26 protein-coding genes and 1 tRNA gene are annotated in these 26,194 nt (G+C 44.4%); 10 read left to right on the forward strand and 17 right to left on the reverse strand.

Annotated features, from left to right (window positions below; all coding sequences use genetic code 11):
- Positions 1–334 precede the first annotated feature (334 nt).
- From ADH67_RS03790 to priA, 3 genes are all read right to left on the reverse strand, one after another.
- A tRNA-Arg gene (locus ADH67_RS03790) sits at positions 335–411 on the reverse strand.
- Between the two features lie 243 nt (positions 412–654).
- Positions 655–1,914: a peptidase U32 family protein gene (locus ADH67_RS03795; protein ID WP_066595987.1), complete on the reverse strand. Its 1,260-nt coding sequence runs from the start codon at positions 1,912–1,914 to the stop codon at positions 655–657.
- Positions 1,915–1,921: 7 nt separating this feature from the next.
- On the reverse strand, positions 1,922–3,931 hold the full coding sequence (gene priA, locus ADH67_RS03800) for a replication restart helicase PriA (protein WP_066594736.1): 2,010 nt from the start codon (positions 3,929–3,931) through the stop codon (positions 1,922–1,924).
- A gap of 283 nt (positions 3,932–4,214) precedes the next feature.
- Between priA and ADH67_RS03805 the strand changes: the two genes are divergently transcribed.
- A complete protein-coding gene (locus tag ADH67_RS03805; RefSeq protein ID WP_066594734.1) occupies positions 4,215–5,519 on the forward strand; it encodes an anaerobic C4-dicarboxylate transporter in 1,305 nt (434 codons plus the stop codon).
- Positions 5,520–5,654: 135 nt separating this feature from the next.
- Here the strand turns inward: ADH67_RS03805 and hemE are convergent, their stop codons facing one another.
- From hemE to ADH67_RS03870, 13 genes are all read right to left on the reverse strand, one after another.
- Positions 5,655–6,722, reverse strand: a complete 1,068-nt coding sequence (hemE, locus tag ADH67_RS03810) for a uroporphyrinogen decarboxylase (RefSeq protein WP_066594730.1) — start codon at positions 6,720–6,722, stop codon at positions 5,655–5,657.
- Positions 6,723–6,823: 101 nt separating this feature from the next.
- On the reverse strand, positions 6,824–7,192 hold the full coding sequence (locus tag ADH67_RS03815) for a universal stress protein (protein ID WP_066594728.1): 369 nt from the start codon (positions 7,190–7,192) through the stop codon (positions 6,824–6,826).
- A 188-nt stretch (positions 7,193–7,380) separates the two neighbouring features.
- Positions 7,381–7,797, reverse strand: a complete 417-nt coding sequence (locus ADH67_RS03820; protein WP_066594726.1) for a F0F1 ATP synthase subunit epsilon — start codon at positions 7,795–7,797, stop codon at positions 7,381–7,383.
- A gap of 40 nt (positions 7,798–7,837) precedes the next feature.
- A complete protein-coding gene (gene atpD, locus ADH67_RS03825; protein ID WP_066594724.1) occupies positions 7,838–9,241 on the reverse strand; it encodes a F0F1 ATP synthase subunit beta in 1,404 nt (467 codons plus the stop codon).
- A gap of 26 nt (positions 9,242–9,267) precedes the next feature.
- Complete coding sequence (gene atpG, locus ADH67_RS03830; protein ID WP_066594723.1) at positions 9,268–10,140, reverse strand: F0F1 ATP synthase subunit gamma; 873 nt, start codon at positions 10,138–10,140, stop codon at positions 9,268–9,270.
- Positions 10,141–10,166: 26 nt separating this feature from the next.
- Positions 10,167–11,708 (reverse strand): F0F1 ATP synthase subunit alpha, encoded by a 1,542-nt coding sequence (atpA, locus tag ADH67_RS03835; RefSeq protein ID WP_066594721.1) that lies wholly within the window; start codon positions 11,706–11,708, stop codon positions 10,167–10,169.
- A gap of 17 nt (positions 11,709–11,725) precedes the next feature.
- A complete protein-coding gene (locus ADH67_RS03840; RefSeq protein ID WP_066594720.1) occupies positions 11,726–12,274 on the reverse strand; it encodes a F0F1 ATP synthase subunit delta in 549 nt (182 codons plus the stop codon).
- A 2-nt stretch (positions 12,275–12,276) separates the two neighbouring features.
- A complete protein-coding gene (locus ADH67_RS03845; protein WP_066594719.1) occupies positions 12,277–12,747 on the reverse strand; it encodes a F0F1 ATP synthase subunit B in 471 nt (156 codons plus the stop codon).
- Positions 12,748–12,821: 74 nt separating this feature from the next.
- On the reverse strand, positions 12,822–13,064 hold the full coding sequence (atpE, locus tag ADH67_RS03850; protein ID WP_008810358.1) for a F0F1 ATP synthase subunit C: 243 nt from the start codon (positions 13,062–13,064) through the stop codon (positions 12,822–12,824).
- Between the two features lie 53 nt (positions 13,065–13,117).
- Entirely contained in the window at positions 13,118–13,936 is an 819-nt protein-coding gene (gene atpB / locus ADH67_RS03855) for a F0F1 ATP synthase subunit A (protein ID WP_066594718.1), read from the reverse strand.
- A gap of 17 nt (positions 13,937–13,953) precedes the next feature.
- Positions 13,954–14,298 carry an ATP synthase subunit I gene (locus ADH67_RS03860; RefSeq protein WP_066594717.1) on the reverse strand — a complete coding sequence of 115 codons (345 nt, stop codon included), beginning with the start codon at positions 14,296–14,298 and terminating at the stop codon, positions 13,954–13,956.
- Positions 14,299–14,621: 323 nt separating this feature from the next.
- Complete coding sequence (locus tag ADH67_RS03865; protein ID WP_066594716.1) at positions 14,622–15,509, reverse strand: ParB/RepB/Spo0J family partition protein; 888 nt, start codon at positions 15,507–15,509, stop codon at positions 14,622–14,624.
- A gap of 1 nt (position 15,510) precedes the next feature.
- Positions 15,511–16,311, reverse strand: a complete 801-nt coding sequence (locus ADH67_RS03870) for a ParA family protein (RefSeq protein WP_066594715.1) — start codon at positions 16,309–16,311, stop codon at positions 15,511–15,513.
- Between the two features lie 177 nt (positions 16,312–16,488).
- On the opposite strand from ADH67_RS03870, the gene ADH67_RS03875 reads away from it, so the two are divergent.
- The 8 genes from ADH67_RS03875 to ADH67_RS03910 all read left to right on the forward strand — a co-directional run bounded on the left by ADH67_RS03875 (position 16,489) and on the right by ADH67_RS03910 (position 24,524).
- Positions 16,489–17,586, forward strand: a complete 1,098-nt coding sequence (locus tag ADH67_RS03875) for an MlaE family ABC transporter permease (protein WP_066594714.1) — start codon at positions 16,489–16,491, stop codon at positions 17,584–17,586.
- A 2-nt stretch (positions 17,587–17,588) separates the two neighbouring features.
- On the forward strand, positions 17,589–18,359 hold the full coding sequence (locus ADH67_RS03880; protein WP_066594712.1) for an ABC transporter ATP-binding protein: 771 nt from the start codon (positions 17,589–17,591) through the stop codon (positions 18,357–18,359).
- A 3-nt stretch (positions 18,360–18,362) separates the two neighbouring features.
- Positions 18,363–19,364: an MlaD family protein gene (locus ADH67_RS03885; RefSeq protein ID WP_066594708.1), complete on the forward strand. Its 1,002-nt coding sequence runs from the start codon at positions 18,363–18,365 to the stop codon at positions 19,362–19,364.
- Between the two features lie 2 nt (positions 19,365–19,366).
- Positions 19,367–19,972: an ABC-type transport auxiliary lipoprotein family protein gene (locus tag ADH67_RS03890; protein ID WP_066594706.1), complete on the forward strand. Its 606-nt coding sequence runs from the start codon at positions 19,367–19,369 to the stop codon at positions 19,970–19,972.
- Between the two features lie 359 nt (positions 19,973–20,331).
- Complete coding sequence (locus ADH67_RS03895; protein WP_066594704.1) at positions 20,332–21,321, forward strand: ABC transporter substrate-binding protein; 990 nt, start codon at positions 20,332–20,334, stop codon at positions 21,319–21,321.
- A gap of 72 nt (positions 21,322–21,393) precedes the next feature.
- Positions 21,394–23,061: an ABC transporter permease gene (locus ADH67_RS03900; protein ID WP_066594700.1), complete on the forward strand. Its 1,668-nt coding sequence runs from the start codon at positions 21,394–21,396 to the stop codon at positions 23,059–23,061.
- Complete coding sequence (locus ADH67_RS03905) at positions 23,062–24,150, forward strand: ABC transporter ATP-binding protein (protein ID WP_066594698.1); 1,089 nt, start codon at positions 23,062–23,064, stop codon at positions 24,148–24,150.
- A gap of 5 nt (positions 24,151–24,155) precedes the next feature.
- Entirely contained in the window at positions 24,156–24,524 is a 369-nt protein-coding gene (locus ADH67_RS03910) for a RidA family protein (RefSeq protein ID WP_066594695.1), read from the forward strand.
- Positions 24,525–24,581: 57 nt separating this feature from the next.
- Here ADH67_RS03910 and ADH67_RS03915 read toward each other — a convergent pair whose 3' ends face one another.
- A complete protein-coding gene (locus ADH67_RS03915; RefSeq protein ID WP_066594694.1) occupies positions 24,582–25,556 on the reverse strand; it encodes an AEC family transporter in 975 nt (324 codons plus the stop codon).
- Positions 25,557–25,758: 202 nt separating this feature from the next.
- On the opposite strand from ADH67_RS03915, the gene ADH67_RS03920 reads away from it, so the two are divergent.
- Complete coding sequence (locus ADH67_RS03920; protein WP_084081558.1) at positions 25,759–26,124, forward strand: hypothetical protein; 366 nt, start codon at positions 25,759–25,761, stop codon at positions 26,122–26,124.
- Positions 26,125–26,194: the final 70 nt, after the last annotated feature.

Below are 26,194 nucleotides of genomic sequence, written 5' to 3' on the forward strand. Positions count from 1 at the left end.
GGCAAATTATAAAAAAAAGTGTGCAAAATTCTCGCTTAATTCCTTCGGACACACTCTAGGAAACCAGTGTTGAAATACCTGGCATTTTTCTAAGGCAACGGCCAACTAAATGAAGACTGTTACTCAAATTTCTTTCAGGAAACAAGACTATTCGATACCCAGTGTGTCCAGTTCCGAGGTTTTATGTTTTTTCAGGAGACGCTCCGCTAGACAAGAATATGTACTAGATAGGAACTTGGTATAAAGATTACAGAATCTCAGACCCACTAAGATGCCACCTCGGAGGAGGTTAGATAAAAGAAAACTTCAAAAACTACACAAAGGGGAAAAGAAATGGCGCACCTGGCGGGAATCGAACCCACTACCCCTGCCTTCGGAGGGCAGTACTCTATCCAAGTGAGCTACAGGTGCGAGAAAGTGTAATTCTAATTGCCTGAGGAGGCTTTCGCAAACTTCTATCTATAAATCTTTCTCCTTTCAAGCTAGAGAACCGGCTTGAAATACGAATTTTTAACCCTCAATCTAAAAAGAAATAGCAAGTATTCACTTACTCTATGAGTATTAAGCTTGTAAAGATAAAAAACAGCCGTTCACTTCCTAACAAGAATAAGCGCTAAGAACAGCCGTTTTTTATAATCCTACAAAGCGTTAGTCTTACTTCAAAACATTGTCGAGCTCAACACTGCGGACAACATAAAGCTTGTCATTCTCCCTGATTTTCTCAGGAACCTTGCATGTGAAATGCTGACCTTTGATGACTTCATCCACTTGTTTCTGATCAACCCAAGGCTCATCCAAATTGAAATAAACAGCACCGGTTGTCGGACCCGTGACCAGCATTTTCTCGCCTTTCTTGATGTTTTCAGCCTGTACTAAAAACTCTGCAATACCGGGTTTAGCAAAATGTTTGATTCCCTTGCCAACGTAAACCTTACGTTCCGTGGCTTGAGAACCGTAACGGTTGCTCCACTCCCCTAGAGTCTGACCAAGATAATAGCCGTTCCAGAAGCCACGGTTGTAAACCGTCTTGAGTCGGTCATCCCAAGATTTGCTCAGTTCCTCATTCCATTTACCTTGCAGAATGCTTTCTAAAGCTTCGTTGTAGCACTCAACAACTGTTCTGACGTATTCGGGACCTCGGGCGCGACCTTCAATCTTGAAAACTCGAACACCTGCCTTAACCATCTGATCCAAGAATCCAATGGTCTTCAAATCCTTCGGGGACATGATGTATTGATTATCGATTTCGAGCTCAACATCTCTTTCTTTATCTTTGACGATATAAGCTCTGCGGCAGGTCTGCATGCATCCGCCTCTGTTGGCACTTCTGCCGACCGTATTCAAACTCAAATAGCACTTGCCGCTGACAGCCATGCAGAGTGCACCGTGACAGAACATCTCAATCCTGACTTTCTCTCCGTTTGGACCACAGATATTTTCAGATTGAATGCCCTCATAAATATGTCTAACTTGTTTTACGTTCAGCTCTCTCGCTAAAACTACTACTTCAGCAAACTGCGCATAAAACTTCAAAGCTTCCAAATTAGAAATGTTCAGCTGAGTTGAAAGGTGGACGGGAATTCCAATCTGATTGCAGTAATTCATAACCGCAACGTCGGAGGCAATAATGGCTGAAATATCTGCTTCTTTTGCCGTATCGATGTATTGACGCATCAGCTTCAAATCATCATCGTACATGATGGTATTAACCGTCAGATATGACTTCACGCCGGCGTCTTTGCAGACTCTGGCAATTTCCTTCAAATCATCAGGAGAGAACTGATTAGAAGAAGCCGAACGCATATTTAATGCACCGGCTCCGAAATAAACAGAATCAGCTCCGCCCTGAATGGCAGCAGACAAAGGCTCCCATGATCCTACGGGAGCCATAATTTCAAAATCTTCTCGCTTCAATTTTTTCTCAACAGTTAAGCGGATCAACGTCGATATAAACGTTGAACCTATTCATTTTTTCAAACAATATAGGAGCAAACACAGCTAAAAACTCCTGCATGACTTTCTTACTATCAGCCTCAAGCAGAAGTTGCCCTCTTTCAATATCCTGAATCCTCATAATCGACTGTGGAATCGGAGAATAAATGTGAATTCCCGGATATTGGAGAGAAAGCGCCGCTTGTTTTACCTCATCAAGGTACTTGAGTACCTCGTTAATCTTTTTTCCTTCCGCAATAACCAAAGCCTGTGCGGTAAACGGAGGCAGTCTCGTCTTCTCCCTTGAATTGAGTTCCTCCGTCGCAAAGTCACTGTAGTTCTGCCGGCTTAAATGGTGGAAAAGAGGATCTTGCGTGTACTGCGTCTGCAATAAAACCTTTCCAGGTATCTCTCCCCTTCCGGCTCTGCCGGAAACTTGCATCAGTACGGAAAAAAGTCTTTCTCTTGCCCTAAAGTCCGGCGACAATAACACCGGATCGGAATTAAGAATGACAACCAAAGAAACCTTCTTAAAATCGTGTCCTTTGGCCACAATCTGAGTTCCGAGAAGTATATCGACTTTTCCTTGGTGGACGCTTTCCAGTACTTCCTGAGCGCTTCCTTTGCGTCTTGTGCTGTCTTGGTCTAAGCGCATCACGTTTGCGTCAGGCCAAAGCTCTTTAATCTCTTCTTCGACTCTCTGCGTTCCGCGGCCTAGCGGCACAATTTCAACGGACCCACATTTAGGACAGTGCCTCGGAAGAGGCGTAGTCCATCCGCAGTAGTGACAGGTCAAGTTTCCGGTTGTCTTGTGATAAACCGCAAACGTTGAACAGTGAGGACAAGTTGAAACCCATCCGCAGCTGTTGCATGTCACCACCGGTGCATAACCTCTGCGGTTGAGGAAAATCAAAACCTGCTCTTTCTTTTCAAGGGTTTTAGTAATCTCATCTCTTACCTGAGCACCTAGAGCCGCACCTTTTACTCTGTCTTTGGAGATGTCGATAAGTTCCAATTCCGGAAGATGAGCATCCTGAACGGCTCTCTTAGTCATTTTGAAGAGCTGATAATCGCCGCTAAGAGCTCTTTGGAACGATTCAAAAGATGGGGTAGCAGAACCTAAGAGAATCGGAATGTTCTCGATCTGTGCCCTTTTAATGGCCAAATCTCGGGAAGAATAACGAACCCCTTCGAGTGCCTTATAAGAGCTGTCATGCTCCTCATCAATGAGAATCATGGAAAGCTTAGGCAGACTGGCAAAAACGGAAAGACGAGTACCAACCAAAATATTCAGTCGGCCTTCATGAGCTGCAAGCCAAGTAGCTGCCTTTTCTCCTTCCGACATTTTAGAGTTCCAGCTGCCGACAGCATGGTTTGGAAATCTTTTGGCTACTCTCTCCACAAGTTGTGGCGTTAAATTGATTTCCGGCACCATCAGCAGAATCTGTGCTTCCGGATCTTTATCAAAAACTTTTTGGATAAGCCGAAGATAGACTTCCGTCTTACCGCTCCCGGTAATACCGTAAAGCAAACTTACCCCGAACTTGCTTTGAACAAAATTATCCAGAACATACTTTTGCTCTTCATTCAGAACCGGAAGTTCTTGATCCGGTGCGCTAAGTACAAAGTTGGTTTTTCTAAGTCTGTTCAAGGAAGAATCATGCCGCTGACCGGGAGGTCTTCGAAAAAACTTCGGCAATGAGGGAACCGCAGTTTCTCCCCACGGAGAAAGATAATATTTCGAGGCAAATTTAGTAAACCGAAGCCAGTTAGAGCTAAGAGGAGACAGACGGTCAATTCGTCCGATAATCTTTTTCAGCCGGTCTTGCGGAAAACTGCTGGTTTGAGAAAAGCCAACGACAATACCCACACAAGTTCGTCTCCCAACGGGAACAAGACATCTCTCGCCGACTTTTAGATTCTCAGCAGGCACATTCAAATAATCGAGAGGCTCCCATAAAGGAGTATCGACGATTACTTTGATTATCTTCTGATCCATTGCTTCCGTTAGAACTAACTACCTGACATTTCAAGAATTATAGGAAAAAAGGAGCGCCTCATAAGGCTTGCAATAGTTACCTTGTATGTCCTACAAATCTTTTTTGGGTTTCCGCAGAAACCTCTCTTCCAATAACTAAAAATTATTATCCGTGCCAATTACTATTTAAAAATTTGAAAGAATTATCTAATTTTTTGTAAGTATTAATACCTATATTAGGTAGAACTTATCTGTTAAATTTTGAAAAAATAAGTGATTATTAGGCCTCTTATTGAAGGAAACCATGATATATCTTGAAATTGCTATATTATTCGGCTGCATTATATATGCTGCAAAACTCGGAGGGGTAGGTGTCGGCATGGCCGGCGGCTTAGGGATGGCGATAGCGGTTTTCGGCCTGGGTTTAAAACCGGGCGAAATTCCGGTTGATGTCATTCTTATTATTCTTACCGTGATTTTTGCCATCAGCTGTATGCAGCTCGCAGGCGGAATGGATTACATGGTTAAAATTTCCGCACGGCTTCTGCGCGGGAATCCTAAATACATCAACTTCCTCGCTCCGGCTATTACCTTTCTCTTGACAGTTCTTGGAGGTACCGGCTTTACCGCCATGAGCGTTTTAAACGTTATTCAAGAGGTAGCAAAGGAAAACGGTGTCCGTCCTTCTCAACCGTTGACCAGCGCGGTTATCGCCAGCCAAATTGCCATTACGGCTTCTCCTATTTCTGCAGCTACCGCAGCTATGTACGTTGTGGTTGAAAAAATGGGTGTTTCTTTCGGCCAAGCTCTTGCCGTTATCGTTCCGGCGGCTATCGCCGGCTCCATCGTAGCCGTCATCATCTCAAGCTACCAAGGTGTTGATCTCGAAAAAGATCCGATCTTCCAGCAGCGTCTTAAGGAAGGCTTAGTGGTTCTTAAGTCCAAACAGAAAGATGAACAACCAACCACAGCCAAAGCAAAGCTGTCCGTCGGCATCTTCTTACTTGCCGTTTTATTTATCGTCGGCATGCTTCTTTTCAAAACACAAATTGGTCATACTCTCGGCAGCCGTGACATTATCATCATCGCAATGCTGATGAGCGGTCTTGTAACTTACTGGGTCTGCAAATTCCCGCTAAGCGGCATCAAAGACACACCGGTATTCGGCGGCGGTATGGAAAGCTTGATTGTGGTTCTCGGTATCGTCTGGATGTCCTCGACCATCATCGGTGCTCACATTCCGGAAATTAAGACCTCTGCCACCCACCTCTTGGAGCAATACCCTGCTTTGCTTGCCGTCGCATTCTTCTGTGTTTCTGCTTTGTTATTCAGTCAGGGCGCAACCTCAGCCCTTCTGGTTCCCGTAGCAGCCAGTTTGGGTGTCGATGCCGCAACCATTCTCGCCAGCTTCGTTGCCTGCTCTGCCCTGTTCATTACAACGGTGTATCCGACAACAGCTTTTGCGATCGCTTGTGACGATACCGGTTCTTATATGGACAGAAAGTGGAATGGCTCGTTTGTGATTAACCATCCGTTCTTTATTCCGGGAATTTTAGGTCTCGTGGCTGCTGTTCCTGTTGGATTCTTATTCGCAAAGATCGTTCTTTAATTTCTTCTAAGCTTCAAATAACTGCTGTTATGCCTTTAGGCGCAACAGCAGTTTTTGTTCCGGCAATATGGAAAAACCGTTGAAAAGGCAGCTTCCACTGCCTCTTGCAACGGTTTTTCTTCAAGGAGTTATTTTTTAGAGATGATATTTCTTACTGTAGTTGTGAACTTCATCAACAAGATACTGAACATTTTCCGGCGGAGTTGTCTTATCAATGCCGTGTCCTAAGTTGAATACGTGTCCACCGTTGCCAACCATGCCGAAATCATCAATCACGGCGCGAGCCTGCTCTCTGATAACTTTTTCGTCAGCAAAGAGGACGGAAGGATCAAGATTCCCTTGAAGAGCAACTTTGTCCTGAACTAGTTTTCTGGCTTCGCCTAAGCTTGCTGTCCAATCAAGACCCATAGCATTAGCTCCGATGGAAGCAATGTCGGTTACCCAAGGTGCAGAGCCCTTAGTGAATACAATAGAAGGAATTCTTTCTCCGTCTTGCTCTTTGATCAAGCCATCGACGACTTTCTTCATATAAGCTAAAGAGAACTCTTTATATTGCCTGTGGGCGAGAGACCCGCCCCAAGTATCAAATACCATCACGGCATTGACACCGGCCTCTATTTGAGCGTTTAAGTAAGCGGCGACTGCCTGAGCGTTAGTTTCCAAAATCTTATGAAAGAGATCAGGTCTCTGATACATCATTTTCTTAACGTTCTGGAAAGAAGAAGAGCTTCCGCCTTCAACCATGTAACATGCCAAAGTAAACGGGCTGCCAGAGAAGCCGATAAGCGGGATGCGGTTATTTAATGCTTTCTTGATTTCAACGACTGCATCCGTAACATATTTGAGTTTGCCACAAGGATCCGGAACGAATAAGGAATTGACTGTTTCTTCATCTCTGACTGCCTTTTCAAACTTCGGGCCCTCCCCGGCTTGAAAACTTAAACCTAAGCCCATAGCATCTGGAATTGTGAGAATGTCAGAAAACAAAATAGCAGCGTCTAACGGATATCTTTCCACCGGCTGCAATGTAACTTCACAAGCATAATGAGGATTCATTGCAAGATCCATAAAGCTGCCGGCCTCTGCTCTTGTTGCGCGATATTCTGGAAGATAGCGGCCAGCCTGTCTCATCAGCCAAATAGGAGTGTATTCAGTCTTTTCTTTTAATAATGCTCTTAAAAAAGTATCATTTGCTGGTCTCATTCGAAACAGGCTCCAACCGGAAATAATAGGAAGAATATGAGGTTAGCTCAAAAAACTGAAGGACTCCTTAGGAGTCCTTGTATATCTGGATTTATTGTTGATTAACGAACAACTAAAACAGGACGATCAGCTTTAGCCAAAACCTGCTGAGTTGAACTGCCGATAAAGAGGGAACCCAGAGTTCCTAAACCGCGGCTGGCCATCACAATAAAACGTACATCTCTTTCTTGAGCTGTCTTCAAAATTGAGTCCGGAACAGAAGTTCCGATAATCTCGGCTACTTCGCAAGGTGTCCCCGCTCTTTCGCAAACATCTTTGACATCATCTAGAGCTTTGATTGCAGACTCTGCACCCTTGGATTTGACAACAATAATTCCCAGGACGGAAGTATTGAGCTGCTTAGCCAATTTAGCTGCGGTATGAACTGCTTTGTCAGATAATTCTGTGCCGTCAGTAGAGACTAGGATCACTTTGAACTCCTATAAGGTTTCTAATAAATATAATGAAGTATCGTAATTATAAGAAATCCCGCTGAAGAAAGTAACCGAAAGTTACTCGTGATACAAGAATTTTATTGGGCCGTGTCTTGCATATACGACTGAACAGGTAAAAATAAACCCCGCTTTTTACGGCAGGGTTTTTTTGATGCTTGAGAAAATTATCTCTTGAGCTTCTGAAGGATACGCAGTTGTTCTGCAAGCATACTAATTTCAGCTTCGAGCTTAGCAACTTCAATCTGGCTTGAAGCATTCTTAGCGGCTTCCTTGGCTCGATCCATAGCTTCTTTAGCTTTGGCCTCATCCAAGTCTTTGCTGCGGATAGCGACGTCAGCAAGAACAATCACATTATTGGGTTGAACTTCTAATACGCCGCCGGCTACAAAGAACTCATCCTCACCTTCTTGACCCTCTTTGCGGATTCTGACGAGTCCGGGACGAATCAATGTGATGAGAGGAGTATGACCAGGCAATATGCCTAACTCACCTTCGATACCAGGAAGAGCAACGAACTCAGCTTCACCGCTGAAGAGAGACTCCTCAGCGTTGACTACGTCGACTTTAAGTTTTTTGCTCATTTAAATCTCCATGGTGCTGGCGGGTTTTACCCGCCAAAGATTACTTAAGTGTCTTGGCCTTTTCGAAGGCTTCGTCAATAGTACCGACCATGTAGAAAGCCTGTTCCGGAAGTTGATCGCATTCGCCGTCAACAATCATCTTGAAACCACGAATAGTTTCTTTGAGTGGAACATACTTACCAGGAGTACCGGTAAACACTTCAGCAACGTGGAAAGGCTGAGACAAGAAACGCTGAATCTTACGAGCTCTTGTAACGGAGAGTTTGTCTTCCGGAGAAAGTTCGTCCATACCAAGAATGGCGATAATGTCTCTCAATTCCTTGTAGCGCTGCAATGTAGCCTGAACACGGCGCGTAACGCTGTAATGTTCTTCACCGATGATATTCGGGTCGATCTGACGAGATGTGGAATCAAGCGGGTCAACAGCCGGATAAATACCCAAAGCAGCGATATCACGAGACAACACAACTGTAGCGTCCAAGTGGCCGAATGTTGTAGCCGGAGAAGGGTCAGTCAAGTCGTCAGCAGGAACGTAAACGGCCTGAATGGAAGTAATGGAACCAACCTTTGTGGAAGCAATACGTTCCTGGAGTTTACCCATTTCTTCAGCAAGTGTCGGCTGGTAGCCCACAGCAGAAGGCATACGGCCTAACAAAGCGGATACTTCAGTACCTGCCAATGTGTAACGGTAAATGTTATCAATGAACAGAAGAATGTCGCGACCTTCGTCACGGAATGCTTCAGCCATTGTCAAACCTGTCAAGGCAACTCTCAAACGGTTTCCTGGAGGCTCGTTCATCTGACCGAACACCATGGCAACTTTATCAAGAACCTTGGAGTCTTCCATTTCGTGATAGAAGTCATTACCTTCACGGGTTCTTTCACCAACACCAGCGAATACGGAATAACCACCGTAAGCTTTAGCGATGTTGTTGATGAGTTCCATCATGTTAACTGTCTTACCTACACCAGCACCGCCGAACAGACCAATCTTACCGCCTTTAGCGAACGGGCATACCAAGTCAATAACCTTAATACCTGTTTCCAAAAGATCAACAGATGGGCTCAACTCGTCAAATTTAGGAGCAGCACGGTGAATTGGCATTCTCTTTTCTTCACCAATAGGACCGGCTTCGTCGATTGGGCGACCCAGAACGTCCATAATACGGCCAAGAGTCTTAGGACCAACAGGAACTTCAATTCCGTGGCCTAAAGCCTTAACAGCCATACCTCTTTGGAGACCTTCAGAAGAGCCCATAGCAATAGTTCTAACTAAACCATCGCCTAATTGCTGCTGAACTTCGAAAGTTAAACCTTCTTCAGCAAGCGTATTTTTCTCATCCTTTTCAAGGACAAGGGCGTCGTAAACATTAGGCATCTTGTCGCGTGGGAATTCGATGTCAACCACAGCGCCAATAACCTGTACGATTTTTCCGTCACTCATGACTAATCCTCGTTCGAATTTCTTAATTAAGACACAGCGGCAGCACCGCCGACGATCTCAGTAATCTCTTTGGTAATACCTGCCTGGCGAGTCTTGTTGTAAACAAGCTGCAGGTCATCGATAAGCTTCTTAGCGTTATCAGAAGCGGCCTTCATAGCTACCATACGGGCACTTTGTTCGCTGGCCATATTTTCAGCTACTGCCTGGTAAATCAATGCTTCTACGTAGCGCTTGAGTAAGACCTTCAATACTTGCTCTGGACTCGGTTCGTAGATGTAGTCCCAGGAAACTGTTTTTTCATCAGCTTCAATGACTTTCTTTGGAAGCGGAAGGAGTTGTTCGATAACCGGTTCTTGCTTCATAGCGTTAATGAAGCGAGAGTAGGCCAAATAAACAACATCCACTTCGCCTTTCTGGAAAGCTTCAATCTGAACCTTGATAGCGCCTAAGAGGCGGTCAAGGTGAGGACGATCTCCTAACTGAGTTACTTGCGAAACAACCGGCACGCCAACTCGTTGGAGGAAACCTAAACCTTTATTACCGATTGCAGTAGCTTCGACTTTCTTACCTTCAGTTGCCCACTCATGAAGTCTATGAGCAAGCAATCTTTGAATATTAGTGTTCAAAGCACCGGCTAAGCCTTTGTCAGTAGTTACGCAAATGAGACCTATGGAGTCAATCTTGGTCGTTTTACGGAGGAAAGGATGAGTAATTTCAGTCGAAGCCTCAGCCAAATGACCAATCATGTTGCGGATCGTATCGCCGTAGGGACGAGCAGCCCTCATACGATCCTGTGCCTTCTTCATCTTAGAAGCGGCAACCATTTCCATAGCTTTAGTGATCTTTCTGGTGTTTTGAACCGATCGGATCTTTGCTCGAATTTCTTTTGTGCTAGGCATTAGGTTCCTCTAACGTAAATCTCGCCTTAATAAGCTCCGGATTTCTTGAACTCATTAACAGCAGCTGTGAGAAGTTGTTCGTCTTCTTTGCTCAAAGCCTTTTCTTTTTCGATACGGTCGATCAAATCAGCATGATTTACTTTCATGTAATCCTGCATGGCTTTTTCAACTTTCAATGCATCCTTAACTTCAACATCGTCGTAAGCACCCATGTTGATCGCGAAAAGAACCAAAGCTTCTTCCCAAACTTGGAGAGGCTGGTACTGAGGCTGTTTCATCAATTCTGTAACAACCTTACCGCGTTCGAGCTGTTTACGTGTTGCTTCGTCAAGGTCAGAAGCGAACTGAGCGAAAGCTGCCAATTCACGATACTGAGCCAAAGCCAAACGAACACCGCCGCCGAGCTTCTTAATAATCTTGGTTTGAGCTGCACCACCTACACGGGACACAGAAATACCAGGGTTAATAGCCGGACGGATACCTGCGTTGAACAAGTCGGTTTCCAAGAAGATCTGGCCGTCAGTAATGGAAATTACGTTGGTCGGAACGAAAGCTGTAACGTCACCGGCCTGGGTTTCAATAATCGGAAGAGCAGTCATAGAACCTGTCTTGCCTTTTACTGCACCCTTAGTCTTTCTTTCGACGTATTCCGGGTTGACACGAGCAGCTCTTTCAAGAAGACGGCTGTGCAAGTAGAAAACGTCGCCAGGATAAGCTTCACGTCCTGGTGGTCTGCGCAAAAGCAGAGAGATTTGACGATATGCCCAAGCCTGCTTGGTCAAGTCATCATAAACAATCAAGGAATCCTGACCGCGGTCTCTGAAGTATTCACCCATTGTTGCGCCGGAGTACGGAGCAATGTACTGCATAGCAGCAGATTCGGATGCAGATGCGGCAACAACGATGGTGTAATCCATTGCGCCGTATTCTTCCAATTTACGTACTACGTTGGCGATAGTAGAAGCCTTCTGACCGATAGCAACATAAATACAGATAAGGTCTTTACCTTTCTGGTTGATGATGGTATCGATAGCAACGGCTGTCTTACCGGTCTGACGGTCGCCAATGATCAACTCACGTTGGCCGCGTCCGATTGGAACCATGGAGTCAACTGACTTCAAACCTGTCTGAACCGGCTGGCTGACGGACTGTCTGTCGATAACGCCAGGAGCAACTTTTTCAACAACGTCGTACTCGTCGGTAACGATTGGGCCTTTTCCATCGATTGGCTGACCAAGAGCGTTAACAACGCGGCCAATCAAAGCCGGGCCGACTGGAACCTGAAGAATGCGGCCTGTTGTCTTAACGATGTCGCCTTCAGAAATATGTTCATAGCTACCCAGAATAACAGCACCGACTGAATCTCTTTCTAAGTTAAGAGCAAGACCGTAAGTGTTATTTGGGAATTCAAGCATTTCGCCCTGCATCACGTCAGAAAGACCGTGAACACGGCAAATACCGTCAGTCACAGAAACTACTGTGCCTTCCGTACGAAGGTTGGTATTAAGACCCATCCCTTCGATTCGCTGCTTAAGCAGCTCGCTAATTTCACTCGGATTGAGTTGCATAGCTTAAAACTCCGTTATTAACTTGTGAGGGCTGCATGCATTTCTGCAAGACGAGCCTTAACTGTTCCGTCAAGTACCTTATCTCCGACAGAGATTTTCACTCCACCAATAAGAGACTTGTCAATCTCGATCTTTGGAAGCAATTTCAAACCAGGGAACTTGTTGCCCAAGGCCTTAACTAAAGAATCGACCTCTTCCTGACTTAATGGGAAAGGAGTTTCGATCAATACTTCTGCTTCAGATCTGTCTTGATGAAGAAGGTTTTTGAATTGCTCGGTAATAGACGGTAACGCCTCAAGTCTGCCATTCTCTATCAAGAGTTTCAAAAGCCGGATAGCTTCAGAGGGAATCTCTTTAGGCAGCATGCCGCGCAATAAACTGTAGATTTGTTCAGAACCCACCTGAGGGTCATTGATTAAATCTTGCAATGCTGGATCAACAACTATCTGATCGAGAGTTTCTAGAGCAAGCAAGACTTTATCAGCCAGACCCTCTTCCTTACTGTCCATAACAGCTGCATTAAGAGCTTCTGCGTAGGGACGTGCAATAGTTGAGATTTCAGCCATGATTACAGTTTCGCCTTAAGTTGGTCTAGCAATTGCTGATGAGCCTTAGCATCGACTTCTTTACCTAAAATCTGAGAAGCACCGGTAACTGCTAAATGCGCAACTTGGTCCTTCAATTGCTCGCGGGCTTGTTGAATTTCTTGAGCAGCTTGGGCTCTAGCAGCGGCGATGATCTTGTCGGCTTCAACCTGTGCCTGAGCTTTAGCTTCGTCAATGATTGCCTGACCGCGTTTTTCGCCTTGAGCAACGATCACTTGAGATTGTTGGCGGGCTGTAGCTTCGATAGAAGCGCCTTGTTTCTTGGCTTCTTCGAGAGCGTGCTCACCGCGATCGGCTGCTGCAAGACCATCGGCAATCTTTTTCTGCCGCTCTTCGATTGCTCGATTGAGCGGTGGCCAAATGTATTTCATAGTGATCCAAGCACCAACGAAAAACACAGCCATCTGTACGAACAGTGTTGCATTAATGTTCATTTTTCGATCCCTTTAAGCAATTCTTTTACAGAACTGCAGTTTGTCTGGAAAACCTAAGCGCAAAGTAAAGCTGGTTAGCCGACAAAAGGATTTGCGAAAGCGAACATCATGGCGATACCAACACCGATCAAGAAAGCGGCGTCGATAAGACCGGCGAGAAGGAACATCTTGGTCTGCAATGTGTTGATAAGCTCTGGCTGGCGAGCAGAAGCTTCGAGGTACTTGCTACCCATGATAGCGATACCGATACAAGCACCAAAAGCACCGAAGCCAATGATAAGGCCACAAGCTAAGGCAACATAAGCGACGTTTGTCATAACGAACTCCTTGTTAAATATGACGTAAACAAATCAAAAGAAAGAAAAGAAAATTAATGTCCTTCATGGGCCTGACCAATGTAGACCAAAGTCAACATCATCATAATGAAGGCTTGAAGCAAAACAATCAAAATGTGGAAGAGCAACCAGCACAAACCGGCGACGAAATGTCCAACCACACCGAAAATACTTAACCCGTCAAAACCTGCCCACAAACCGCCAAGCAAAGCGATAAGGAAGAAAACTAACTCACCGGCATACATGTTTCCAAAAAGTCGCATGCCGAGAGAGACTGTTTTGGCTAAGTATTCGATCAAATTCAGAAGGAAGTTAAATGGCCACAAGAGCGGATGATTTCCGAATGGCGCTGTGAAGAGCTCTTTGTTAAATCCCTTGAGTCCCTTGACCTTGATTCCATAATAGATCATCAAAATCAATACACCGCAGGCAATGCCTAAAGAGCCGTTAAGGTCAGCGGTTGGAAGCGGACGAAGATAATGGATACCGAATGCACTGGCGATAGACGGGAACAAGTCAACCGGAATCAAGTCAATTGCATTCATAAATGCTACCCAGACAAAAACTGTCAAGGCTAAAGGAGCAATAAAGGTTCTGTCTCCATGGACAATGGACTTGGCTTGTTCAGAAACCATGTCAACAAGCATTTCTACTGCGCATTGGAATTTTCCCGGAACTCCTGGAGTTGCCTTACGGGCAGCCATATAGAGTAAACCGAGTGCTAACGCCATCATCAAAATAGAAAATACTGCGGTGTCAAAGTTGAAGACGGAGAAGTCAACAATACTTTGCTGCTTGACAGTGGATAGATGGGTTAAATGGTGCTGGATATATTCGGTAGCCGAGCCTGCCATGGTTATCAATCCTTCAATTACTTTCTGCTAGCTAAAGCAAAAACATGACTTAAAAGAACTGCTCCGCTGCTGATAATGAACGAGAGCCAGTCCAAATTCTTATAAAACATCGCCACAATCAAAAATCCGAAGATAATCATCGTGACTTTAAAAAACTCATACAAGAAGATCCCGAAAGGAGAGGCTGTTGCATTTCTCGTGACCCACATCATTAGGATCACAAGTAACGAAGGGAACGCACAAACCATCCCTCCGCATAAAGCAGATAAACCACTATTTCTTCCCGAGAAGATCCAGAAAAGTAACGAACAAGAAAGGCATACAAAAAACTGCCAAAATACAACACGCCTTAAAGCAAACATTTGGCAGAGATTTCAATTAATTCAGTTACGCTATTTTTCATTTGTGCGCATTGTAATGAACCCAATTCAGTTAGGCAACCTAGAAAACCGGGATATCATCCGTTTTAATGACCTCTTGGAAAATGGCCTAGTGAAAAATACTTAAAATTTTGTTGACTAAATAATCTATCCCTGAATTCTCTTTCTCATAGCTGCTATCGTTTGCCTTCAGAAGAACTATTCCAAATTTTATATATCCCCTGGACTTTAGAAGATTTTAAGAGTCTCAGGAGAGGGACAGATTGACTGCATCTTTCAGATTTTGTCAGCCTTATTAGCTCAGATTATTTCTTATTTAACTTTTTCAATAGAGCCATAAGCTCTTCTTTATTGGCGAAATTCAAGACGATTTTACCTTTTCCTTTTGCATTTGCTGACAATTTAACCGGAGTTCCGTAGAGCTTCCCTAGCTGTTTTTCGAATTTTGTGAAGTCCGGGAGTAAGATTTCCCCTTCTTCGGATGGTGTTTCGGGCTCTTCTTTCTGTTTTTTAATTCTCTCTACTAAGGCTTCGACCTGCCTTACCGATAAAGCCTTTTTGATGATTTCTTCAGCTAGCTTAATTTGTTCTACTTTTTCAAGAGGGAGCAGGGCACGCGCATGTCCCATATCTAGCTCCCCGTCTTTTAGAAAAGTTTGAATTTCTTCCGGCAGGCTAAGGAGACGAATTAAGTTGGAAACGGCTGAACGGGAACGACCGACTGCTTGAGCTGCTTGTTCATGGCTATAGTTGAATTCTTGGATCAGCCTCTGGACACCCCAAGCAGCATCGATCACATTGAGGTCTTCTCTTTGGAGGTTTTCTATAAGACCGATAATTAAGGCATCCTCATCACCTACCTCTAATATAGATACCGGTACTTCTTTTAGACCGATCAGAGTAGCAGCCCTAAATCTTCTTTCTCCGGCAAGAATCTCGTAAGAATTCTCTTCTATCTTACGGACAACAATCGGATTGATAATTCCTTTTTCCTGAATGGAATGAGCTAATTCCTGAATGCTTTCTTCAGGCAAAGTCTTTCTTGCCTGATATTTGCCAGGATGAAGTTTTGCTAAAAGAAGTTTCTGAACATCGCCGTTAGGAGTTTTGGGTTCCAAAACATCAGCAACTGATTTCACCCCAAACATACTAGGGAGGCCTTTACCAAGCCCTTTTGTTTTTCTAGGTGTCATATCAAGCTTCCTTCTTCTTTAAAGCTTTTCTCTTTTTCAAATTCTCTTTCTTTGCGAATTCTTCTGCAAAACTAGTATAAGCCTGTGCGCCTCTAGAGCTTGGTTCATACAGAACCCCGGGCAAACCGTAGCCCGGAGCTTCGGCAAGTCTGACATTTGTTGGAATAACGGTTCCGTAGACTCGTTTTCCAAAAAAGTTAATAAGCTCTTCGCTAACCTCTTTCTGGAGAGTGACTCTAGGATCAAATTTCACTCTAAGAAGTCCAGTGATTACTAAGTCACTATTAACCTGTTCTCTAACAGCTTTTACACTGATGACCAAGTCGGAGACCCCCTCCAAAGAAAAATATTCGCAAGTCATCGGAATAATCAAACCGTTGGATGCGCAGAAGGCATTGATCGTCAAAATAGAAAGGGTAGGAGGGCAGTCAATCAAAATCACATCGTACTGATCCTGAATTTGCTCTAATCCTTTCCGAAGCTTGAGTTCTTTGCCAGAACACTGGAGCAACTCTTCTTCTGCACCGGCTAATCTTCTATTCGAACCTAAAACAGAATAGCCGGCAGTTTCTGAATATTGAATTGCATCCGAGATAGAGGCATCTTCATTCAGAACGTCATAAACAGAAAGATTTAAGGTATTTTTTTCTAAACCACTACCGGTCGTTGCATTTCCTTGCGGGTCCAAATCAACAAGCAAAACTTTGTAGCCTAGCTTGCCAAGTGCGCCGGCTAGGTTGACGGTTGTAGTTGTTTTTCCGACGCCGCCTTTTTGGTTAGCGACGCTATAAATCTTTGCCATTTACCTTTTCCTGACCTCGTTTATGACCTAGTTGGGGATGACGTCCCGCAATCTGAAATTATTTAGTGTACTGTGTATGCACGGCTATTTTAAGTTAATTTAGAAAACTCGCAGAAGACAAGTATTACGATTCGAATATTTTGAGAACTCAATACTTGTTCGAGAACGGTAAGAAAAATGGATCAGACACTCGCTCATTCAAACGGCAGCGTGCAAACGTCAGTAGAGATTATGCTGCCTGCCGAACTGACAGCGGCTTGCTCTAATCAGTATTGGAGCAAAGTTCTTTCACCTTCTTCTAGATCTGTCGTATTCAACGCTCAAAATGTCAAGATTTGTGACGAGTCAGGCATTGCTCTGCTATTTCAGATTAATCACGCAGGCCCCAACGTTAAACTGATTAACATCCCACAAGACATACAGCAAGTGTATGTCACGATGACTAAAAATATGGTCGCCCAGGCTCCGGCTCCTAAAAAAAGAGAAGGATTTGTTGTTGCCTGTGGCGCATGGCTCAATACTTTCCTTCAGGGAACCAAGGCAAGTTTAACTTTCTTAGGAGAAAGTCTTTGCGCCATTTGCTCTCTATTCATACATCCTCGGCGCTTCCGTCTTAAAGAAATTCTCAGCGTCAGCGATGATACGGGAAGCAACGCTGTAGGAATTGTGTGCCTAATCGGCTTTTTAATGGGCGTGATTATTGCCTTTGAAACTGCTTTGGTCGCTCAGATTTTCGGTGCCGTTATTTTTGTGGTCAACGGAATCGGCATTGCTGTTACCCGCGAGCTCGGCCCTCTAATGACCGCCATTTTATTTGCCGGCCGTTCAGGCTCAGCCTTTGCGGCTCAGTTAGGAACTCAAAAGGTTAATGAAGAACTCAATGCCTTAACCACATTTGGTTTGGACCCAATGCATTTTTTAGTAGTTCCTCGCTTACTTGCCTCTTCCGCGGTAGTCCCCCTTTTGTCAGTTTTTGCCTCACTTACCGGAATTCTCGGAGGTGCGTTGGTCATGGGACTGTATGACATTACACCGATGCAGTTCTACGTTCAGTTGGTGGGTTCGATGTCCCTCGGAGACATCTTCTTTGGTTTGGGTAAAGCAGTTATTTTCGGTTATGTGATTGCCTTAATCGGATGCGAATGCGGTATGAATACGGGAGCCGGGGCAGCTGCCGTCGGTATCTCGACCACCAAAGCTGTGGTCCGCAGCATTGTGTGGATTGTGGTCATTGACGGCGTTGCAGCTTTGTTAGCAAACAGACTAGGTATCTGATGATGACAGAAAACAATAAAAAATCAGTTATTCGGGTCGAAAACCTGACCATGGGATGGCCAGGGAAGATTCTGTTGGAGAATGTCAGCTTCGATATTCTGCAAAATGAGATCGTTTTTATCATGGGTGGCTCGGGCTGCGGTAAATCCACTTTGATGAAAACAATTATCGGTCTGAACCCGCCGATGGCAGGCGACATCCTAATCAGAAGGGAAAGTATCATTCACTCTGATCAAGAAAAGATAGCTGAAATTCAAAGAGGCCTCGGGATCATGTATCAGAGCGGAGCTTTGTTTGGTTCACTAACAGTTTTAGAAAACGTCCGTTTTCCATTGGACCAATTTACTAAGCTTCCGATGCCGGCCAAGGACTTGACTTCTCAGATGCTTTTAGCAGCCCTAGAAATGCCTCATGCAGCCAACCTGATGCCCGGAGAACTTTCAGGGGGCATGATCAAAAGGGCAGGTATTGCCAGAGCGCTGGCGCTAGGAGCCACAATTCTGCTTCTAGATGAGCCGAGCGCGGGTCTGGATCCTATTACTGCTGCTAACCTTGATGAAACAATTCTTAGACTAAGAAAAAATTTGAACTGTACGTTTGTAATCGTCAGCCACGAGCTGAAAAGTATTTTCCGGATTGCCGACCGCTGCCTCATGCTGGATCCTGTCAGCAAATCCATCATTGCCGACGGTTCTCCTGAAGAATTGAGAGAACACTCACCCAATCCGAGAGTTCGTCAGTTCTTTAACGCACAACCTGACGGTGAGGAATAATCTATGAATAACAATACAAAATTATTTAGATTAGGGTTGTTTGTTATCGCCGCTATCCTATTGATTATTGCGGCTGTAGTCATTCTTGTGGGTCCTTCTCTTACTAAACCCAAGACCATCGCTGAAACTTACTTTAAATACTCTATCAGCGGATTAGAAGTCGGTTCTCCGGTTAAATTCCGCGGCATTCAGGTAGGAGAGGTAAAAGAGATTCTTCTATCCACGGAAGCGTACCCAAAGTCCGCACAAGACGTAATCTCCAATCTAAATTCAGTGGCCGTTGTCAGAATGCAGCTTAATTTGCCGGCTGACAGCGTCAACCAAGAACTAAACACCTATATAAAAGAGGGCCTGCGAACCCAAACTCAGTTAGCCGGTATCACAGGCTCTCTGTACATCTCTTTGGAATTTTTAGATCCTGAAAAGTATCCCGCTGACAGCATTCCTTTTACCTGGCACCCTGAATATTCATACATTCCATCGGCTCCAAGCTTAAGCAATGAAGTTATTGAAAACGTTAAAAATTTCCTGGCGGGTTTAGATGAGATGGATATCGAGAAATATGTTTCCAACACGCTGCCGGCAATTAATTCTCTTATCGTTAATTTAAACAGAATTGCAGAAAGCATCAATGCTACTACTGTTCAAGATATTGGAACCAACTTAAATACTCTGCTGACGAACACTGATACCAAGATTTCAGAAATCGACATTCAAAGTCTAAATGAGCTTATTGGTCAACTAGACGTTGCTGCCAAGAATTTCGGCGATATGGCCCAGAAGACCAATACACGCAAACTCGTCGACAGTCTTACGCAGCTTTCTCAACGACTTAACGGTTTGGTCGGCAACAATCAGTACGAAGTTCAGAAGATTATTGCCAATATCAACCGAATTACTCAAAATCTTCAGAGTCTTAGCCGTGAGTTGGTCAATGATCCGAGTGCTCTCTTTGTCCCACCGAAGAGCTCTACGGAAAAAGTGTTAAGAACAGGAGAGAAATAACAATGGTTAAAAAATTAACTTTAGCTGCCAGTTTTGCTTTTCTTGCCGGATGTTCAATTCTTCCGGACAGACCTCCATTAAATTATTACGATTTTTCAATTTCTCCCCCTGCGGAAACTGTCATTTCTTCTAAGAAGCTTCCGGCATCCGTCAGAGTCAACCTCCCGGATATTGCCACTCCTTACAATAGTCCTAAGCTATACATCAAGGGCAAGGACAATCGCTTTTATGCAACCAATATCAATAGGTTAGTGGCTTCTCCCAACGACATCATCGGAGATGACTTAAGACAATGGCTCGATAGGACAGGTCCGTGGAGTATGGTTTTAGCTCCAAACAGCCTTGCCTCTCCTGACTATCAGATGACCCTCTACATCTCTGAACTTTTTGCTAATGCTTCAGTTCAGCAGCCGGGAGATACAGTTATTTCGATGGATGTGTCAGTAACGAGAGCTTCAAACGACAAACTGGTATTCAACAAGCACTATCGGATAGTCACCCCGATCGAGCAGGAAAGCGTCCCCGCTTTGATTAAAAGCTATTCAGTTGGCTTTAACAACTTATTCGAGGAGCTCTCCAAAGACTTGAACAATAGATTTATCAAGTAACTCCGGCTAATTATCTTGGCCGCTCAATTTTTCGATTGGGCGGCTTTTTATATGTCAATTATCGATAAAAAAGTTTCTTTTCCTTCACTAGACACAACTACAGCCTAAAGAGTTTTGAATTTTGATAAAGAATGCTAGCGACATCGATTGTTTCTGCGTTTACTAGACTGCGGTTAAGGAAGAAGGGCTGGAGAGTTTTGCTTAGAGGCAACAAAAGGATTCTTCAAGTCCGGAAAAATCTGCAAATTTCTCAAAAATACCGGAGCGACTACGTTCTCCCTCTTTTGTAGGCATGGAAGTGACTATAGAATAACAGCATGTGACATTCTGCTTTTTTCAACTCTTAAAGAGGCTTCAATATGAAATTATTTAGTGTAGCAGCGTTGTCTGTTTGCTTCCTTGCTGGTTCCGTCAGCGCAGCAGAAACTCTCAACGCTTATTCCATCATGCCTGAGAAGTACGCATCCAAGGTATTTGCTGAATTCACTAAGGATACCGGAATCAAAGTTAACTTCCTGCGTTTCTCCTCAGGGGAAGCCTTGGCAAGATTGACGGCTGAAAAGGGCAACCCCCAGGTTGACGTTATGCTTGGCGGTCCTGCCGATACATATGCTGCTGGCGCTAAAGATCAGATTTTTGAATCTTACAGACCAAAAGATTCCGATGCTATCCCTGCAAATCTCAGAGACAAAGACAATCGCTGGACCGGTATCGGTATTATTCCTCTCTGCTTCTTAACAAATACTAAGTTCTTGGAAAAGAACAAGATGCAGGCTCCTACAAAGTGGGATGACCTCCTTGATCCGAAGTACAAAAACAACCTCCAGATGGCTGATGCCAGAACTTCCGGAACAGCGACGGAACGCATCTACTCTTTAGTTAAGGTTAAAGGCGAAGATCCTGCTTTTGAATATCAGAAGAAACTTAACGGCAACATCCAGATGTACACCAAGAGCGGTGCGGGCGGTGCCATGCCGATTGCTACCGGTCAATGCGCTTCCGGTATCTTCTACATTGTTGACGCTTTAGATATTAAGCAACAGGGTTATCCGGTTGTTATCACCTATCCAGAAGACGGTGTCTCCTACGGTATTGAAGCTACAGGTATCGTTAAGGGTGCTAAGAATCTGGACGCCGCCAAGAAGTTCGTTGACTGGGCAGCCAGCAAGAAATTCGCAGACTTCATCGTTGCCAACAAGATCAACTACGTTCCTACACGCAATGACGTTAAGACTTTCAATCCGCTTCTTGACCTCTCCAAGATCAACCTCAAAGACGTTGACACAACTTGGAAAGGTGAAAAGAGAAAAGAATATACAAACCGCTGGATCAACGAAGTCATTAAGTAATCAACTTATTGATTTACTTAATTCCTAAAACTAAGGCCTCTTCGGGGGCCCTTAAACATAGGCATCAAACCCATGGTCAAAAGTTCTGAAAAAAATGATCTGGTAACCAAATTTACTGTTTTTGCCTTATGGATGGCCATGGGTGTCTTTGTCGTCTACCCATTAGTCCGATTATTAGGGGTTACTTTCTGGGTTGACGGGCATTTTACCTTTGAAAACTTAAAACCTTTCTTGGACAACTGGTACGACAGAAGGGCCATCGTCAACAGTATTGTTTTAGCGACTGCGGTCGGTCTTACCGGAACCATCATCGGTTTTATTTTTGCTTTTGCGGTGACTCGGCTTTCCATGCCGGCTTGGTTAAAATTTGCGATTTCAGCGGTAACACTTCTTCCGCTTATTTCTCCTCCCTTCACCAGTTCCATCGCTTTAACTCTTTCCTTAGGCCCTAACGGCATTTTGCTTCAGTTCTTCGGCCTGGACAACTTTAACTTCTACGGCTTTTGGGGCACCTATATTTCAGAAACCCTGACTTATTTCCCGATTGCCTTCATGACACTGACGACAATTCTTCTAAGAATTGATCCGAATTTGGAAGATGCAGCATATTCATTAGGCTCCTCTTCATTTAATGTCTTTAGAACAGTCACATTCCCATTGGCAGCTCCCGGTTTAGCAAATGCCTTCCTGCTCGTCTTCTCGTGTTCACTAGCAGACTTCGCCACACCGCAGGTTTTGGGCGGACACTCATTCCCAGTTCTGCCGACACAAGCTTACTTGCAGATTACCGGTATGTATGACTTCAAGGGCGGTGCCGCATTGTCCTTCCTGCTCATTATTCCAGCTTTGATTGTTTACGGTCTGCAGAATTTCTGGGTCAGCCGTAGAAGCTTTGTTACCGTTACCGGTAAGGCAGGCGGAAGAAGCTCCATCAAAGGCCCGGGTCCGCTTATTACTGCCGTCGTTCTCGGCACCGTTACCTTTATTTCGGCTTTTGTTCTGTACCTTTATTCCATTATTCTCATCGGTTCACTCATCAAGGTTTGGGGCGTGGACAACTCTCTGACGTTCGAGAACTACCATTACGTCTTTACCTTCGGCAGCAAGGCAATTAAAGATACTTTGATTATTGCCTGCGTCGGCACTCCGATCGGCGGCTTGCTTGCCGTTTTAATCGGTTATGTCACCAAGTGGCTCAAAGTAAAAGGCCATAAGACGTTAGAAACGATTTCCCTGCTGAACTACACACTACCGGGTACGGTCGTCGGTATCGCTTACATCATTGCCTTTAACGACAAACCAATCGTGTTAACAGGTACTGTCTATATTCTTATCGCCGCCTATGTGTTCCGTTATTCATCAGCCGGTATCCGCAACGTGATTGCTTCTCTTACTCAGATTGATCCATCTATTGAAGAAGCTTCCACCAGCTTAGGAGCCTCTTCAGCCTATACATTCTGGAAAATTACCGTTCCTTTGGTCTTGCCGGCAGTAATGGCAGGTATGAAGTATTTGTTCATCCACTCCATGACCGCCATCAGCGCAACCATCTTCTTGGTCTCGGTGCACTGGTCTCTTATCACGACCCGAATTCTTGAATGTATGACTGAGCTGCAATTTGCTCAGGCCTGTGCATTCTCTATCGTTCTCATTATTATTGTTTTCATTGCTTCAGGCGTTATGTCTTTAATTGCGAAGACTGTCTGCCCTGTAGGTAATTCAACCGGAGGTCTCCGCTAAATGTCAGTTGCCCTTTGTCTACAAAATATCTCCCGCCATTACATTAAAGACGGAAAAGATTTCACAGCGGTCTCTTCGGTTGACTTGGAAGTTCAGACCGGTGAATTCTTAACTTTCCTCGGGCCATCGGGATGCGGAAAAACGACAACACTTAGAATGATCGCCGGCTTCGAGACGCCCTCCAGCGGAGAAATTTTATTAGATGGTGAGAACATCACTAAAGTTCCAGCAAACGAAAGAGACATGGGATTCGTATTCCAGAACTATGCACTCTTTCCGCATATGAAGATTTTTGACAACGTTGCCTACGGCCTAAAGATCAGACGTGAGACCACAGACTCCATCAAGAAAAAAGTCCATGAAGCTTTAGCAATGGTCGGTCTTGAAAACGCAGAAGGGAACTATCCTAACCAGCTTTCAGGGGGCGAACAACAGCGCGTCGCTTTGGCTCGTGTATTGGTTCTCAGACCAAAAATAATTCTCATGGATGAACCGCTTTCTAACTTAGACGCTAAGTTAAGACTACACATGAGAACCGAGATCAGACGCATTCAGAGAGATCTTTCTCTGACGTGCCTCTACGTTACTCACGATCAGAAGGAAGCTCTGACCATGTCCGACCGCATCATGGTTATGCAACGCGGCCACATTGAACAGTTGGGTTCTCCGTTTGACCTCTATGACGATCCGGCTTCTCCTTTTGTTGCAGATTTCATTGGTCAGGCCAACCTCATCCCCGGCACTCTCGTCAGCAAGAACGGAGACTACGGCATTTTCAACGTTAACGGCAAAAATATTCAAGCCCGTCTAGGAAAGCAAAATCCTCCGGAAGTCGGCAAAGAAGCTTTATTAGTTGTTCGTCCGGAAAATCTTTCTTTTGCCTCCTGCTCTGAAAATGCTATTCCAGTAAAGATCGTGAATACTCTTTTTGAAGGCGACAAGATTGACTATCACGTTCAAGTTCAAGGCATTGCCGACAAGACTTATTCCATGGGCATTCCTTTCTTACCGGGCATGCAGATCTTAGACGTAGGTCTCGAACGGGAAGCATCTTTTGTTCCACAAGCCGGCGTCATTATTAGGAGGTAGATCTCATGCGTGAAATTATTGTTCCTAATTTACCGCCTCCGAACGGCCACTACTCTCATGCCGTAATTTCCAAAGGACAGCTCTATATGTCCGGAATTCTGCCGAACTTAGTAAAACCACAGGACTCATTAGACGATCAATTTGAAGCTGTTTTTAAGGTCATTAGAGAGGTTTTAGGGTTCAATGGTGTATCTCTTCAAGACGTTGTTAATTGCCGCGTCTACGTTGCAGATATCAACGATTGGCCTCGCATTAATGAGCTTTATGCTAAAGCGTTTGGAAACCATCGTCCGGCACGTGTTGTTGTTCCTGTAAAGGAACTTCATTTCGGCTACAAACTTGAGGTTGAACTCATGGCAGAAATGCCCCAGTAAACTTTTTGTTCTTTCCTTTAAAAGGCTTCTGAATTCTCGATTCAGAGGCCTTTTTCATTAGGCCATAGGAAAGAAATGTCTTAGCACGGTTACGGCTAACGGAATGGTGAAAGAACACATCACAGTCGTAATAATCATGGCATTAGCAATAATGTCGGCTGCAGCATGGAATTGCTTGCACATCAAATAGACATTGACGCCAATTGGTAAGCACCCAAGAAATACTACGGCAGTTGTTTCCACCGGCCCTAGGCCAATTAACCAAGCCAAACAGAAAATTAAAGCCGGGTGCACAAACAGCTTTATTCCGCTTAAAACAAAGCTTTTACGAATACCGCTTCCAAGGCCATATTCAGCCAACCCCATTCCCACAACAATTAAGCTGATGGCCGTTGCTGAATTACCGATAAGACGCAAAGGCTCATCGATGACATATGGAATCTTTATCCCGGTGCAGCTCCACAAAACGCCGGAGAAGATGGAGATAATGAGAGGATTCTTGAAAACGGTCAGCAACGTCTTAAGAAAGCTCTTCACGGTTAAATGACCGGTCTGTTGAGCAAACTCTACAGCAATAGAAACCAGAGTCCACAGAATCATGGCATTCATCGACAGAACTGCGGAAATTGAAGGTGTTACAATTTCACCCAGCATAGCAATAGCCAATGGAAGTCCAAGCAGTCCATTATTAGAAAATACACAGCCGGTACCGAAAATAGCAGAATCTACCGGAGGCATTGAGAGAACTCTCTTGGCAACAAGGCGTCCGATAAAAAATAAGATAATGCAAGCGCCGAAATAAGCCAAAAGCAGCCTTAAATCGGCGTGGTTCTCTTTTGTGAAGAGGTCGGAAAGAAGGCGAAACAACATTGCCGGCAACGCGATATTGAAAGCAAACCGAGCCAAGATATTTCCAGCCGCTTTACTAAAACCAAACCATTTAGCTAAAGCAAATCCTAAGAAGATCAGCAGAAACAACGGCGAACTTCTTTCAAACTGAAAGAGAAACTGGGAGAGGAGTTCGAGTTCCATTTTTCTTTTTATCCAATGATTCCGTTAAGTCTAAAACTTAGAAAAAATAGCTGTGGCTAAACAGATTAGGAAATTCCATGACTTTACGAGTTAGTAACATTTCTCAAAAGAAGGACTTTTTTCCTGCAAACATCAAAGATCCTCTTTAGACTTTGAGCTGTTTTTTTATTAAAACCGGACAGAAACAAGAAGGATAGGGCCGGTGATTTTGGCCTCACAAATAAATACTGATATGTGGCGACTGATTTTTCCGATTTTGGGAGCAATTCTATTTGCGGCCCATTTATATTTTTGGGGTAGTTATTTTTGGCTGGCTGTTCCGGTTATCTTGCTTATCCTGCTGATTATTCCTTTCCGTCCGGTTTGCTGGCTTTGGCAATTAAGTCTTATCGGCTTCGGTATTGAATGGTTTATATCGGCCTACAACCTTTACCTTCGCAGAATTACATCCGGCATGCCATTTGCTTTAGGCGTCTCAATTCTGATTGCTTGCGGACTTTTAACTATTCTGTCTTCAGTGGTGTTCTACAACGGCAGAATCAAAGAACATTATCCTCTTCACGTATGAAAAAGAGCTTTAGTTTTTCTCACTTTCATACTCAATTAGGCAGGAAGGAGACTAGGTTCATCCTCGGAGA

This window comes from Turicimonas muris (genome assembly GCF_002221595.1).
GTDB classification, from domain to species: Bacteria; Pseudomonadota; Gammaproteobacteria; order Burkholderiales; family Burkholderiaceae_F; genus Turicimonas; species Turicimonas muris.